Origin of the sequence: Enterobacter chinensis (assembly GCF_034008295.1) — a bacterium.
Taxonomy (GTDB): Bacteria; Pseudomonadota; Gammaproteobacteria; order Enterobacterales; family Enterobacteriaceae; genus Enterobacter; species Enterobacter chinensis.
The window spans coordinates 13,542-27,512 of the sequence record NZ_JARDVI010000003.1 but is presented as its reverse complement, the minus strand read 5'-3'; the positions used below and the strand labels follow the sequence as shown (position 1 = coordinate 27,512).

The following is a 13,971-nucleotide window of genomic DNA, read 5'->3' as shown; positions in this document are numbered from 1 at the left end:
TATTCTCGCGTCAGAGAGAAAGGGTAGCGATGCGCTACCCTTTCACAATGACTACTCTTCGCTGAACAAGTCGCCGCCGTGCATGTCGATCATTTCCAGCGCCTTGCCACCACCACGGGCGACGCAAGTCAGTGGATCTTCTGCAACTACGACAGGAATACCTGTCTCTTCCATTAACAGGCGGTCGAGGTTACGCAGCAGCGCACCACCACCGGTCAGAACCATACCGCGCTCGGAGATATCAGACGCCAGCTCTGGTGGGCACTGTTCCAGCGCAACCATTACCGCGCTCACGATGCCAGTCAGTGGTTCCTGCAGTGCTTCCAGAATTTCGTTGGAGTTCAGGGTAAAACCGCGTGGAACACCTTCAGCCAGGTTACGGCCACGTACTTCGATTTCACGCACTTCATCGCCCGGATAAGCAGAGCCGATTTCGTGTTTGATACGCTCTGCGGTGGCTTCACCGATCAGAGAGCCGTAGTTACGGCGCACATAATTAATGATGGCTTCATCGAAGCGGTCACCACCGATACGCACGGAAGAGGAGTACACCACGCCGTTCAGAGAGATAACGGCCACTTCAGTGGTACCACCACCGATATCCACCACCATAGAACCGGTAGCTTCAGAAACAGGCAGACCTGCACCGATTGCCGCAGCCATTGGCTCTTCAATCAGGAACACTTCACGTGCACCTGCACCCTGGGCAGATTCACGGATAGCGCGACGCTCAACCTGGGTTGCGCCAACCGGCACACACACCAGAACACGCGGGCTTGGACGCATGAAGCTGTTGCTGTGAACCTGCTTGATGAAGTGCTGAAGCATTTTTTCAGTCACGAAGAAGTCAGCGATAACGCCGTCTTTCATTGGGCGAATGGCGGCGATGTTGCCAGGGGTACGACCCAGCATCTGCTTCGCGTCATGACCCACTGCGGCCACGCTTTTCGGCGAGCCCGCACGATCCTGACGAATGGCCACAACTGAAGGCTCATTCAATACGATGCCTTGTCCTTTTACATAAATAAGGGTATTCGCGGTACCCAGGTCAATGGACAGGTCATTGGAAAACATGCCACGAAATTTTTTCAACATACTAAGGGATAATCCTGAAAGCTGGGGCGGAAAACAAAATCCGCTTACTTTACCAACCACACGCAGCAGCGACAAGGCGCAAAAATCATCTGCAACGGTGAAAATTTGTGCAGTACGTTTCCTGATGTTACAAATTCATTCCCCGACTCCCTCAGGGCTGAGTAAACAGTAGCGCTCCCCACTGACATTTGTAACCCGTTAAAGGTCGTTCACTGGCTTTTTGCTCGACATACTCAAAGCTACAGGCGCGATATTCTACGTGAAAACAGCGTAAACGGCAGGTCAAACAGAGTATCTTTGCAAATATTTTTTCACGTTGGTGTCAAGCGGTTGAGAGGCAGCAAAAAAATCTCCCTGACCACCCATTACACCGCGCTCTTTTAACATCTGCCATTCGCTTCTGGAGCGCACGCCCGTAGCAAATACTTGTGTCCGCGTTCCTTTGCATGCTTCTACCAGACTCTGTACCAGCAGCTGGTTTTCCGTACGCTTCTCAATATTCCTTACCAGCCCTGGATGTAGCTTTAATAACTCCACATCCAGTTCCTTAATCCAGTTGGTACTGACCAGCGTTAAACCTGCCTGCGTCACCGCTACACGCGCGCCAAGTGCATTGATCAAACGTACCACCGGGCGTAACCGGCTGATGTGTTGACCTACATCCGCCTCAGCAAGTTCAAAAATAATGTGTTTGCGTTGCGATTTTTCGCATTGCATTAATATATCACGCAGCCAGCGCTGAAAACGTGGGCGTATTAACGACTCCACGGTAACCTGTAACGCCAGGTTTTCTTCAGGCCAGAAGGATAAAAACGGAATCAACCGGGTAATTTGCTGGCGGTCATACTCTTCGGACAGCCCAAATTGCAGCACCATCGGCAGATATTCCGCAGAGATAACCTCTTCCGTACCGTCAAAAATACGACACATCAATTCACGATGGTGGACGTTGCCATTTTTCATGACCGCAGGTTTTTGATAAATGCGAGGCCCGCCGCGGCTAAGCATTTGCTCAATCAGCGTTCGCCAGCGCACGTTGCCGCGCCCTTTTTCCGGTAGCGAGTCATCATAAACCGCCCATCCGTTCGCCCCCTGCAGTACGGCGTTGCGGGTGGCGGCTTCGGCATGTTCCATCACCTGTTCTGCCGACTGCCCGCCACGCCAGGCGCAGATCCCCATGTGCACCATATCGTCCCTGTCGAGCATTTTACTTTGCGGCAGAGCATCCACCGCCTTCAGCAGCTGACTGGCGATGCTTTCCGACTCCTTCAGCGTGCGATGAGGCAACAATACGGCAAAGTCGCTGCGGTGATAGCGGGCCAGCAACGCGCCCGGGTAGCGCATAATAAAGGTGGAGAGCAGGTTAATCAGCGTAAAGAGATTTTCTTCTGCGACCCGCAGTCCCCAGGTGTCGCGCAGAAGATCGAAATCGGGCAGGCGAATCATCATCACCACCCCGTGTGTTCCCACCTTTTCCGAATCGTCGAGCAGCGTGGCGAGCTGATTATCAAAGAAAAGGCGGTTGTTCAGGCCGGTTTTATTATCCTGCGCGGCATAAGAGCGGATCAGCGTATCCATACGGCTTCGCTGGTCGCTGGCAAACTGGATTTCGGAGAGCAGGGTATCCAGCGCGCTGCTGGCGCGCGACGGCCACTCGTGGACTGAGCCTCGTACCTGCGGGCCGCGTTCGCCGTTAAGGATCCGCACAGAGCGCATCTCCAGCAGCTCCTGGCCCGAGAGCTGACGCCGCAGCCAGCGTACCGCGAGAAAGATCAGCATGACAATAAACGCCACAGCGACGGTAAGTGGCGCGGTGGTCATCATGGAACGGAAGTAGCTGGCCATCGGATCGAGGTAGACCATGTGTATGGTCATGCCCGGATTTTTGAGTGAATGAACCGTCACTTCCCGGTACTGACTCACCACGCCCGCAGGACGATAACTTCCCTGACGTTCATGGCTTAAAACACGATGCTTTCCCTGCTGAATGTCGATCTGAACAATATCAACAGGTACCATCAACTCATCGAGCTCACGGGACAGCGCCGGTAGCGGCGTCGTCAGCAGACGCGTATCAATCACCGATGCAACAGACTGTACCCGGTTGACCAGCTTGTCCTGAATGGCGTTGTAAAAACTCAGAGAGCAGCCCAGAAGCGTGACAAAAATTGTCAGCCCCGTCAGCAAGGTGATAAAAGCTGAGAACTTCGTCGTTAATCGCATCCTTGAGATAACTCCGTGGGTTGATGGGGTAGCGAGTAAGCGCTAACTTGCATTTCAAATGCGGCATACTACCAAATCGGGTGTATCTGGCAATTTATTGCGTTAAATCGGCACTGCGTTTCCCTGAGCGAGTATAGTCTTCAGAAATTATTTTCCAATCATCTGAGTCAAGAGGACCCCGTATGCAGGCTTTGATCTTAGAACAGCAGGACGGCAAAACGCTTGCTTCAGTGCAGGCAGTTGAAGAGAGTCGCCTGCCGGAAGGCGAAGTAACCGTCGACATCGACTGGTCCAGTTTAAATTATAAAGACGCGCTGGCTATCACCGGTAAGGGTAAAATCATCCGAAATTTCCCTATGGTGCCAGGTATTGATTTCGCTGGCCGGGTTCATACCAGCGAGGATCCGCGCTTCCATCCAGGCCAGCAGGTGCTGCTCACCGGGTGGGGCGTAGGAGAAAATCACTGGGGCGGCCTGGCAACGCAGGCGCGCGTTAAGGGCGACTGGCTGGTGCCGATGCCGAAAGGCATGGATGGCCGCAAAGCGATGATTATCGGCACGGCAGGCTTTACCGCCATGCTGTGCGTGATGGCGCTGGAAGATGCGGGCGTACGCCCTGAGTCGGGTGAAGTTGTCGTCACCGGCGCCAGCGGTGGCGTGGGCAGCACGGCCGTAACGCTGCTGCACAAGCTGGGTTATCAGGTCGCTGCGGTTTCGGGTCGCGAAAGCACCCACGACTATCTGCGCCAGCTCGGCGCCGACCGCATTCTTAGCCGCGACGAATTTGCCGAAACCCGTCCTCTGGAAAAACAGATCTGGGCGGGTGCGGTGGATACCGTCGGTGATAAGGTGCTGGCAAAAGTGCTGGCACAGATGAACTACGGCGGGTGCGTCGCAGCTTGCGGGCTGGCGGGGGGATTTGCCCTGCCAACCACCGTGATGCCATTTATTCTGCGTAACGTGCGCCTGCAGGGTGTGGATTCCGTTATGACCCCACCAGCCCGTCGTCATGAAGCCTGGGAACGTCTGGTGCGCGATCTGCCGGAATCCTTCTATACCCAGAGCGCAACGGAGATCAGCCTCAGCCAGGCACCGGAATATGCCCGTAAAATCATGGACAATCAGTTCCACGGTCGCGCGCTGGTGAAGATCGCCTAATCTTCAAATTTTCGTGACATATTCGCGTGAATCCCTCTCCTCCGTCATGCTTAGAAAAACGCATGACGGAGGATGCCATGAAAAACCGAAAACTGACGGAAGCCGACGTAACGTCTGAGTCTGTCTTTATGTTACAGCGCCGCCAGATCCTGAAAATGCTTGGCATCAGCGCCACTGCGCTGACGCTCTCGCCGGCAGCACACGCCGACCTCCTCGACTGGTTTAAAGGTAACGATCGGCCGAAGGCGCCTTCCGGCGCACCGCTCACCTTTACGAAACCCGCCCAATGGCAAAACAAACTGACGCTCACGCCGGAAGATAAAGTTACCGGCTATAACAACTTCTACGAATTTGGTCTCGACAAGGCCGATCCTGCTGCCAACGCAGGCAGCCTCAAAACCGATCCATGGACATTGAAAATTGAGGGTGAAGTGGCAAAACCCCTGACGCTGGACCATCACGATCTCACCACCCGTTTCCCGCTCGAAGAGCGTATCTACCGCATGCGCTGTGTGGAAGCCTGGTCGATGGTGGTGCCCTGGGTTGGCTTCCCGCTGCATAAATTGCTGGCGATGGCTGAACCCACCAGCAACGCAAAATATGTCGCTTTCCAGACACGTTATGCGCCGGACGAGATGCCTGGGCAGAAAGACCGGTTTATCGGTGGCGGGCTGGAATATCCCTATGTCGAAGGGTTACGTCTCGACGAAGCGATGCACCCTCTTACCCTGCTGACCGTCGGCGTTTATGGCAAAGCGCTTCCTCCGCAGAACGGCGCCCCTATCCGTTTAACCGTACCGTGGAAATATGGTTTCAAAGGGATTAAATCTATCGTCAGCATTAAGCTCACCCGCGAACGTCCGCCAACCACCTGGAATCTGGCAGCCCCGGACGAATACGGCTTCTTCGCGAATGTGAACCCGCATGTGGATCACCCGCGCTGGTCGCAGGCAACCGAGCGTTTTATCGGGTCTGGCGGTGCGCTGGACGTGAAGCGCCAGCCGACGCTGCTGTTTAACGGCTATGCAGATGAAGTGGCCTCTCTCTACCGTGGTCTGAATTTACGGGAGAATTTCTAAGTGCGTTTAACGGCAAAGCAGATTACCTGGCTGAAAGTGCTGCTACACCTGGCCGGGTTACTTCCTTTTATATGGCTGTTCTGGGCCGCCAGCCAGGGGCTCTTTAGCGCAGATCCGGCCAAGGATATTCAGCATTTTACGGGTCGGATGGCTCTGAAATTTTTGCTGGCGACCTTGCTCGTCTCGCCGCTGGCGCGCTACGCTAAACAGCCATTATTGATACGAACCCGTCGGCTTTTGGGGCTATGGTGTTTTGCCTGGGCGACGCTGCACCTTACCAGCTATGCCCTGCTGGAACTGGGCATTAACAATCTGGCGCTGCTTGGCCGCGAACTGGTGACACGTCCTTATCTGACACTGGGTATCGTGAGCTGGCTGGTTTTACTGGCGTTAACGCTGACATCGACGCAGTATGCGCAGCGTAAACTGGGCAGGCGCTGGCAACTGTTGCACAACTTCGTCTATCTTGTCGCGATCCTCGCCCCCATTCATTATCTGTGGTCGGTGAAGATCCTCTCTCCGCAGCCAGTCCTTTACGCACTGGCGGCCGTGGCGCTTTTAGCATGGCGTTACAAGAAGTTCCGCCAGTGGTTGCGATAGTTCGCGAAACTGTGCGTTTTCCCGCAGATTCCCCGTCAACCGCAAATCTTTTTCGGATAGCGGTTGATAATCTTCCCTGATAAGACCAGTATTTAGCTGCTAAATGCTACGAAATCGTTATAATGTGCGACCTTGGTTCGCCTGACAGCGGTTTTAAGCCTCTGAAAAGGTGACAATTGCGCTTCGAAGGTATATTTTGTTTTTTACCGGAAAATCGCAGGAGATGGCAGCACAATGACTGATAAGTTCCATATCTTAGTTTTGAACGGACCGAACCTGAACATGCTCGGCACCCGTGAGCCAGAGAAGTACGGCACGCTGACATTAAGTGAAATTGTTAACCGTCTGGGAACGGAAGCAGCGTCACTGAATGTGGATTTGGATCATTTTCAGTCGAATGCGGAGTACGCACTCATCGACCGTATTCATCAGGCTAAAGACAATGTGGACTATATCCTGATTAATCCGGCCGCGTTTACGCACACCAGTGTTGCTATCCGCGACGCACTGCTCGCGGTGAGTATCCCGTTTATCGAGATCCACCTGAGTAATGTGCACGCCCGAGAGCCGTTCCGCCACCATTCGTATCTGTCGGATATCGCTGCTGGCGTTATCTGCGGACTGGGCGCTGACGGCTATTCATACGCTTTACAGACAGCGGTAAAACGCTTGTCACAATCACACTAAACAAGAGTACGGAACCCACTCATGGATATTCGTAAGATTAAAAAACTGATCGAGCTGGTTGAAGAATCAGGCATCTCCGAACTGGAAATTTCTGAAGGCGAAGAGTCTGTACGCATCAGCCGTGCAGCCCCAGCCGCTAGCTTCCCGGTAATGCAGCAGGCTTATGCTGCGCCAGTGCAGCAGCCTGCGCTCTCCGCAGCCGTTGCACCAGCAGCTGAAGCCGCACCTGCCGCTGCAGCAGAAATCAGTGGTCACATCGTACGTTCCCCAATGGTTGGTACTTTCTACCGCACCCCGAGCCCGGACGCGAAGGCGTTCATCGAAGTGGGTCAGAAAGTCAACGTAGGCGATACCCTGTGCATCGTTGAAGCGATGAAAATGATGAACCAGATCGAAGCAGACAAATCAGGTACTGTGAAAGCGATTCTGGTCGAAAGTGGTCAGCCGGTTGAATTTGACGAGCCGCTGGTCGTCATCGAGTAACGAGGCGTACATGCTGGATAAAATTGTTATCGCCAACCGCGGCGAGATCGCACTGCGTATTCTTCGTGCCTGTAAAGAACTGGGCATCAAGACCGTCGCCGTGCACTCAAGCGCGGATCGCGATTTAAAACACGTATTGCTGGCGGATGAGACGGTCTGTATTGGCCCGGCTCCATCCGTAAAAAGCTATCTGAACATCCCGGCTATCATCAGCGCCGCTGAAATCACCGGCGCGGTGGCAATTCATCCGGGTTACGGCTTCCTCTCTGAGAACGCCAACTTTGCTGAGCAGGTTGAACGCTCTGGCTTTATCTTCATTGGCCCGAAAGCTGACACCATCCGCCTGATGGGCGACAAAGTGTCTGCGATCACCGCGATGAAAAAAGCCGGAGTTCCAACCGTACCAGGCTCTGACGGCCCTCTGACCGACGACATGGATGCTAACCGTGCTCATGCTAAACGCATTGGCTACCCGGTTATCATCAAGGCGTCCGGCGGCGGCGGCGGTCGCGGTATGCGCGTTGTGCGCAGCGATGCTGAACTGGCTCAGTCCATCTCCATGACCAAAGCTGAAGCGAAAGCCGCTTTCAGCAATGACATGGTGTACATGGAAAAATACCTGGAAAACCCACGCCACATCGAAATTCAGGTGCTGGCAGACGGTCAGGGTAACGCAATCTATCTGGCAGAACGTGACTGCTCCATGCAGCGTCGTCACCAGAAAGTGGTCGAAGAAGCACCAGCACCGGGCATTACTCCGGAACTGCGTCGCTACATCGGCGAGCGTTGTTCCAAAGCGTGTGTCGATATCGGCTATCGCGGTGCGGGTACCTTCGAGTTCCTGTTCGAAAACGGCGAGTTCTACTTCATTGAGATGAACACCCGTATTCAGGTTGAACACCCGGTTACCGAAATGATCACCGGCGTTGACCTGATCAAAGAACAGCTGCGTATCGCTGCAGGACAGCCGCTGTCCATCAAGCAGGAAGAAGTTGTGGTGAAAGGCCATGCGGTAGAGTGTCGTATCAACGCCGAAGACCCGAACACCTTCCTGCCAAGCCCGGGTAAAATCACGCGTTTCCACGCGCCGGGTGGCTTTGGCGTGCGCTGGGAGTCTCATATCTACGCCGGTTACACCGTACCGCCGTACTATGACTCAATGATTGGCAAGCTTATCTGCTATGGCGAAAACCGTGATGTGGCGATTGCCCGCATGAAGAACGCCCTGCAGGAACTGATCATCGACGGAATCAAAACCAACGTTGATCTGCAGATGCGTATCATGAGCGACGAGCACTTCCAGAATGGTGGGACCAACATCCACTATCTGGAGAAAAAACTCGGTCTGCACGAGAAGTAATACAGCATCTTTGCTAAAAGGCCGGATTATCCGGCCTTTTTTATTTCTGGGGCCTGGAAAGCCCCATCATGTACAATCCCCGCTTTCTTCATCCACAAGGGATAAACAATGGACAAGCGTTTTGTTCAGGCCCATAAAGAAGCGCGCTGGGCGCTGTGGCTGACCCTTCTCTATCTCGCAGCGTGGTTAGTAACTGCTTACTTACCTGATTCCGCTATCGGTATAACCGGCCTGCCGCACTGGTTTGAAATGGCCTGTCTGCTGGTACCGCTGATTTTCATTCTGCTCAGCTGGCTGATGGTGCGCTTTATCTTCCGCGATTTCCCGCTGGAGGATAGTGATGCAAACTGAAATCATCACCGTGCTGGTTGTCTATTTGATCGTGGTGTTTGGCCTCTCTTTCTATGCCATGCGCAAACGCAGCACCGGTTCGTTTCTGAGCGAATATTTCCTCGGCAGCCGTTCGATGGGCGGGTTTGTGCTGGCGATGACGCTGACTGCCACTTACGTGAGCGCCAGTTCGTTCATCGGCGGGCCGGGAGCCGCATACAAATATGGGCTCGGCTGGGTATTGCTGGCCATGATCCAGGTGCCCACCATCTGGCTGTCGCTGGGCATTCTGGGCAAAAAATTTGCCATTCTCGCCCGTCGCTATAACGCTATTACGCTTAACGACATGCTGCAGGCGCGCTATCAGAGTCGCGCAGTGGTCTGGATTGCCAGTATCAGCCTGATTGTCGCCTTCGTCGGCGCTATTGCCGTTCAGTTTATTGGCGGCGCGCGCTTGCTGGAAACGGCGGCGGGTATCAAGTACGAGACCGGGCTGCTCATCTTCGGGATCACGATTGCGCTGTACACCGCGTTTGGCGGTTTCCGCGCCAGCGTGCTGAACGACACCATGCAGGGCATGGTGATGTTGATAGGCACCCTTGTGCTGCTGGTTGGTGTCATCTATGCGGCGGGGGGATTGCACAATGCGGTGCAAACGCTTGAGCAGATCGATCCTAAACTGGTCAGCCCCCACGGTGCTGATGATATTCTGACGCCGGCGTTTATGACCTCCTTCTGGGTGCTGGTTTGCTTTGGCGTGATCGGTCTGCCGCATACCGCCGTGCGCTGTATCTCCTATAAAGACAGTAAAGCCGTTCACCGGGGGATTGTGATTGGTACTGTCGTTGTCGCGCTGCTGATGCTGGGCATGCATCTGGCGGGTGCGCTAGGGCGGGCCGTATTACCCCATCTGACCGTGCCGGATCAGGTCATTCCAACGCTGATGGTGCAGGTTCTCCCACCGTGGGCAGCAGGATTGTTCCTTGCTGCACCGATGGCGGCAATCATGTCCAACGTTAACGCGCATCTGCTGCAGGCTTCTGCCACCATCATCAAAGATCTGTGGCTCAGCGCGCGTCCGGCTAAAATGCATAATGAGCAAAAGCTGAAACGCATCTCGACCTGGACCACGCTGGTGCTCGGCATTCTGATGATGTTAGCCGCCTGGCGTCCGCCGGAGATGATCATCTGGCTGAATCTGCTTGCGTTTGGCGGCCTTGAAGCCGTTTTCCTGTGGCCGCTGGTGTTAGGGCTCTACTGGGAACGTGCGAACGCTGCAGGCGCGCTAAGCGGCATGATTGTCGGCGGTGTGCTGTATGCCGTTCTCGCAACCTTTAAAATTCAGTACCTGGGCTTCCATCCGATTGTGCCTTCGTTACTGCTAAGTTTACTGGCGTTTGTGGTGGGGAACCGTTTCGGTCATCCCGTCCCACAACCCGCTATGATTTCTACTGATAAATAAAGAGTTTTGCCATGCCGTGGATCCAACTAAAACTGAACACAACCGGCGCTAACGCCGAAGAGCTGAGCGATGCGCTGATGGAGGCCGGCTCGGTCTCGATCACCTTCCAGGACACGCATGACACGCCGGTCTTTGAGCCACTGCCGGGGGAAACCCGCCTGTGGGGTGATACCGACGTTATTGGCCTGTTTGATGCCGAAACCGACATGAAAGAAGTCGTCGCGATTCTGGAAAACCATCCTCTGCTGGGCGCGGGTTTTGCGCACAAAATCGAACAGCTGGAAGACAAAGATTGGGAACGCGAGTGGATGGATAACTTCCACCCAATGCAGTTCGGCAAACGTCTGTGGATCTGCCCAAGCTGGCGCGATGTTCCCGATGAAAACGCGGTCAACGTGATGCTCGATCCGGGTCTGGCGTTTGGTACCGGCACCCATCCAACGACGTCCCTGTGCCTGCAGTGGCTGGATGGTCTGGATCTTGACGGTAAGACGGTGATCGACTTCGGCTGTGGATCCGGGATCCTCGCAATTGCCGCCCTGAAGCTGGGTGCGGCAAAAGCCATCGGGATCGATATCGATCCGCAGGCGATTCAGGCCAGCCGCGATAATGCAGAACGCAACGGCGTCTCCGATCGTCTGGAGCTGTATCTGCCGGATGCGCAGCCAGAAGCCATGAAAGCCGATGTGGTGGTCGCAAACATTCTGGCGGGCCCGCTACGTGAGCTTGCCCCGCTAATCAGCGTGCTGCCCGTTGAGGGCGGTTTGCTGGGGCTTTCCGGCATTCTGGCAAGCCAGGCTGACAGCGTGTGTGAGGCCTACGCCGATCTCTTTGCTCTCGACCCGGTGGTGGAAAAAGAAGAGTGGTGCCGTATCACCGGCCGTAAAAAATAAGCAATTGGCGTGGTCATCTGACCACGCCCTTCTCACCACTGATAATCCTCTCTCCCCCAGTCATTCTTCGGTAAAATAACCCTACAAATCACGTTGATTTGTATTACAAAAATTCACCGGAAGAATATGATGAAATACATTACAGGCAAGGCAGCGCTAATGGCGCTGAGCATGATCTCGGCTTCAGCATTCGCATCACACTGGGGCTACGAAGGAAAGGGTTCACCGGAACACTGGGGTGAACTGGACGAAGCATACAAGACCTGTCAAAACGGAATGAACCAGTCTCCCATTAACATTGATTCGACCGTTGACGCACACCTCTCACCGCTACAAACGCACTACATTGATGGCCCCGTGACGCTGACAAATAACGGCCATACCATTCAGGCAAGTGAACCGACTGACACCCGCGACACCCTTACTCTGGATAAGCAAACCTGGGCGTTACAACAGTTCCATTTCCACGCGCCAAGCGAAAACACCGTTCACGGTAAGAAATATGCGATGGAAATGCACCTGGTGCATAAAAATGACGGTGGAGAACTGACGGTGGTTGCGGTCATGTTCGATAAAGGGACCGCCAACCCGGAGCTTGAAAAACTGTGGAGCGTTATGCCTCAACTGGCCGAGCAGAACGTTTCCATCAAACCGGATCTCAACCTGAACAAACTGCTGCCGAAAGATAAAACGTACTGGCGCTTTAGCGGTTCACTGACCACCCCACCGTGCTCAGAAGGCGTCACCTGGATTGTGCTCAAGCACCCCATGACGGTTTCTGCGGAACAGCTCGATAAATTCACCCATACCATGCACCACGATAATAACCGTCCGGTACAGTCGCTGCATGGGCGTGTTGTGGTCGAATAAGGCGCATTTTTCGCATGACGATCATCTTCTAAAATGCGACGCAGATCGCAAAGAAGCGGGATAATCTGCTGCTAAAAACAGCAGATTATCCCGCTTCAGTGATGCATTTATTCAGAAATGATGAGAAGTTACGGGAAATTGTAAGCGTCCATAAAATAACCATTTGCGCATAACATAATGATTTAAATAATGAATAATTTTGAACGGAAAGATTGCGCGGCGATTCCTTGATCTACAACAGTGGATTGTTCAAAGTTTGGCCTTTCATCTCGTGCAAAAAATGCGTAATATACGCCGCCTTGCAGTCACAGTATGGTCATTTCTTAACTCATGCGCATCGGACACCACCAGCTTAGAAATCGCCTGATCGCAGCCCCAATGGCAGGTATTACAGACCGGCCGTTCAGGACGCTGTGTTATGAGATGGGAGCCGGTTTAACCGTATCCGAGATGATGTCGTCTAACCCGCAGGTATGGGAAAGCGATAAATCCCGCCTTCGGATGGTGCACGTTGATGAACCAGGTATTCGCACCGTGCAAATTGCCGGAAGCGTGCCTGAAGAGATGGCAGATGCCGCGCGAATTAACGTGGAAAGTGGTGCCCAGATTATTGATATCAATATGGGGTGCCCGGCCAAAAAGGTGAATCGCAAGCTTGCAGGTTCAGCCCTTCTGCAATACCCCGACCAGGTGAAGTCTATCCTGACGGCGGTTGTCAGCGCAGTGGACGTTCCTGTTACGTTGAAGATTCGCACGGGTTGGTCGCCGGAACACCGTAACTGTGTAGAAATTGCCCAACTGGCCGAAGATTGTGGCATTCAGGCCCTGACCATTCATGGACGCACTCGCGCCTGTTTGTTCAACGGTGAAGCTGAATACGACAGCATTCGGGCAGTTAAGCAGAAAGTTTCCATTCCGATTATCGCGAATGGCGACATAACTGACCCGCTTAAAGCCAGAGCTGTACTCGACTATACGGGAGCTGATGCTCTGATGATAGGACGTGCCGCTCAGGGAAGACCCTGGATCTTCCGGGAAATCCAGCATTATCTGGACACTGGGGAGCTGCTTGCCCCGCTGCCACTGGCAGAGGTTAAGCGTTTGCTTTGCTCGCATGTTCGGGAATTGCATGACTTTTATGGTCAGGCAAAAGGGTACCGAATTGCGCGTAAACACGTCTCCTGGTATCTCCAGGAGCATGCTCCAGATGACCAGTTTCGGCGCACATTCAACGCCATAGAGGATGCCAGCGTACAGCTGGAGGCGTTGGAGGCATACTTCGAAAATCTTGCGTAATGAAATAAAGAGCTGACAGAACTATGTTCGAACAACGCGTAAATTCTGACGTACTGACCGTATCTACCGTAAACTCTCAGGATCAGGTAACTCAAAAGCCCCTGCGTGACTCGGTTAAACAGGCACTGAAGAACTATTTTGCTCAACTGAATGGTCAGGATGTTAATGACCTGTATGAGCTGGTACTGGCTGAAGTTGAACAGCCACTGTTGGACATGGTGATGCAATACACCCGCGGTAACCAAACCCGCGCTGCGCTGATGATGGGTATCAACCGTGGTACTCTGCGTAAGAAACTGAAGAAATACGGCATGAACTAATTTCGGTTAGCGAAATGCTTGTTTAAAAAGGCGCTACTCGGCATGGGGAAGCGCCTTTTTTATTTCCTTTCCCCCTCTCCGTCAACGCTGTGTAAACCTTCGCTTATCCCACTTTT

14 protein-coding genes are annotated in these 13,971 nt (G+C 53.7%); 12 read left to right on the top strand and 2 right to left on the bottom strand.

The genetic code is table 11. The features are described 5' to 3' along the window. Positions 1 to 51: 51 nt before the first annotated feature. Both mreB and csrD read right to left on the bottom strand, forming a co-directional pair. Positions 52 to 1,095 carry a rod shape-determining protein MreB gene (mreB, locus tag PYW49_RS09425; protein WP_000913396.1) on the bottom strand — a complete coding sequence of 348 codons (1,044 nt, stop codon included), beginning with the start codon at positions 1,093 to 1,095 and terminating at the stop codon, positions 52 to 54. A 282-nt stretch (positions 1,096 to 1,377) separates the two neighbouring features. Next, positions 1,378 to 3,318 carry an RNase E specificity factor CsrD gene (csrD, locus tag PYW49_RS09420; protein ID WP_320386314.1) on the bottom strand — a complete coding sequence of 647 codons (1,941 nt, stop codon included), beginning with the start codon at positions 3,316 to 3,318 and terminating at the stop codon, positions 1,378 to 1,380. A 182-nt stretch (positions 3,319 to 3,500) separates the two neighbouring features. Here csrD and acuI point away from each other — a divergent pair, with 182 nt between their 5' ends. The 12 genes from acuI to fis all read left to right on the top strand — a co-directional run bounded on the left by acuI (position 3,501) and on the right by fis (position 13,855). Continuing rightward, complete coding sequence (acuI, locus tag PYW49_RS09415) at positions 3,501 to 4,475, top strand: acrylyl-CoA reductase (NADPH) (RefSeq protein WP_320386313.1); 975 nt, start codon at positions 3,501 to 3,503, stop codon at positions 4,473 to 4,475. 77 nt (positions 4,476 to 4,552) lie between these two features. Continuing rightward, on the top strand, positions 4,553 to 5,554 hold the full coding sequence (msrP, locus tag PYW49_RS09410) for a protein-methionine-sulfoxide reductase catalytic subunit MsrP (RefSeq protein WP_047347660.1): 1,002 nt from the start codon (positions 4,553 to 4,555) through the stop codon (positions 5,552 to 5,554). After that, complete coding sequence (gene msrQ, locus PYW49_RS09405; protein ID WP_320386312.1) at positions 5,555 to 6,154, top strand: protein-methionine-sulfoxide reductase heme-binding subunit MsrQ; 600 nt, start codon at positions 5,555 to 5,557, stop codon at positions 6,152 to 6,154. A 234-nt stretch (positions 6,155 to 6,388) separates the two neighbouring features. Then, positions 6,389 to 6,841 (top strand): type II 3-dehydroquinate dehydratase, encoded by a 453-nt coding sequence (gene aroQ / locus PYW49_RS09400; RefSeq protein ID WP_023309405.1) that lies wholly within the window; start codon positions 6,389 to 6,391, stop codon positions 6,839 to 6,841. A gap of 21 nt (positions 6,842 to 6,862) precedes the next feature. After that, positions 6,863 to 7,324 (top strand): acetyl-CoA carboxylase biotin carboxyl carrier protein, encoded by a 462-nt coding sequence (accB, locus tag PYW49_RS09395; RefSeq protein WP_010436174.1) that lies wholly within the window; start codon positions 6,863 to 6,865, stop codon positions 7,322 to 7,324. Between the two features lie 10 nt (positions 7,325 to 7,334). Further along, positions 7,335 to 8,684, top strand: a complete 1,350-nt coding sequence (accC, locus tag PYW49_RS09390) for an acetyl-CoA carboxylase biotin carboxylase subunit (RefSeq protein ID WP_010436177.1) — start codon at positions 7,335 to 7,337, stop codon at positions 8,682 to 8,684. Between the two features lie 108 nt (positions 8,685 to 8,792). Next, a complete protein-coding gene (locus tag PYW49_RS09385; RefSeq protein WP_032659654.1) occupies positions 8,793 to 9,035 on the top strand; it encodes a YhdT family protein in 243 nt (80 codons plus the stop codon). Next, the gene (gene panF / locus PYW49_RS09380; RefSeq protein WP_134347369.1) at positions 9,025 to 10,476 is read left to right on the top strand and encodes a sodium/pantothenate symporter; all 1,452 of its coding nucleotides are present in this window, start codon (positions 9,025 to 9,027) and stop codon (positions 10,474 to 10,476) included. Before PYW49_RS09385 ends, panF begins: the two co-directional genes overlap by 11 nt. A gap of 11 nt (positions 10,477 to 10,487) precedes the next feature. Next, the gene (gene prmA / locus PYW49_RS09375; RefSeq protein ID WP_094945088.1) at positions 10,488 to 11,369 is read left to right on the top strand and encodes a 50S ribosomal protein L11 methyltransferase; all 882 of its coding nucleotides are present in this window, start codon (positions 10,488 to 10,490) and stop codon (positions 11,367 to 11,369) included. Between the two features lie 129 nt (positions 11,370 to 11,498). Beyond that, on the top strand, positions 11,499 to 12,239 hold the full coding sequence (locus PYW49_RS09370; RefSeq protein ID WP_134347462.1) for a carbonic anhydrase: 741 nt from the start codon (positions 11,499 to 11,501) through the stop codon (positions 12,237 to 12,239). Positions 12,240 to 12,569: 330 nt separating this feature from the next. After that, positions 12,570 to 13,535: a tRNA dihydrouridine synthase DusB gene (dusB, locus tag PYW49_RS09365; RefSeq protein WP_047347654.1), complete on the top strand. Its 966-nt coding sequence runs from the start codon at positions 12,570 to 12,572 to the stop codon at positions 13,533 to 13,535. Positions 13,536 to 13,558: 23 nt separating this feature from the next. Continuing rightward, on the top strand, positions 13,559 to 13,855 hold the full coding sequence (fis, locus tag PYW49_RS09360) for a DNA-binding transcriptional regulator Fis (RefSeq protein WP_000462905.1): 297 nt from the start codon (positions 13,559 to 13,561) through the stop codon (positions 13,853 to 13,855). Positions 13,856 to 13,971: the final 116 nt, after the last annotated feature.